The sequence below is a fragment of the Alcanivorax sp. HI0044 genome (assembly GCF_001634945.1).
On sequence record NZ_LWEZ01001834.1, the window covers coordinates 1 to 647 of the forward strand.

1 pseudogene is annotated in these 647 nt (G+C 60.0%); it reads right to left on the bottom strand.

Annotation, left to right across the window (positions count from 1 at the left end):
* Window positions 1-190 precede the first annotated feature (190 nt).
* A pseudogene (locus A3730_RS27375) lies at window positions 191-647 on the bottom strand (aconitate hydratase); the annotation flags it as partial.

Here is a 647-nt window from a genome sequence, read left to right on the forward strand (position 1 = left end):
TGGGGGGGAGGGGCACGCCAGATGTCGGATTACGCCTTAGGCTAATGCGACCTACGATGGGTGACAAAAATACAGAAGGCCGCGTCCGTTTCCGGGCGCGGCCTCTTGGGTTAGGGCAGGCAACACGGTTTGCCCGCGTTATTGCCTGTTAGCGGGCTGCGTGTTGCATGAAGCGTGCAGCGTCTCTCGTCTACTGCATCATCTGCCGCAGCACATAATGGAGGATGCCGCCGTTTTTGTAGTACTCCACTTCCGCTGCAGTATCCAGGCGGGAAATGGCATCGACTTTTTGTTCCTTGCCATCGCGGCGGAACACCACGGTGACGGTGTCGCCCGGTTTCAGATTGTTGTCCAGATCCGGGATGTCCACCTCTTCACTACCGTCCAGGTTCAGCGTCTTGCGGTCGGTGCCTTCCGGGAATTGCAGCGGCAGCACGCCCATGCCGATCAGGTTGGAACGGTGAATCCGTTCGTAGCTCTCGGCGATCACTGCCTTGGCGCCCAGCAGGTTGGTGCCCTTGGCGGCCCAGTCGCGGCTGGAGCCGGTGCCGTATTCCTTGCCGGCGACAACTACGGTGGGAATGCCGTCTTTCTGATAACGCATGGCCGCGCCGTAGATGGAAATTTCCTCGCCTTCAGGCAGGTGC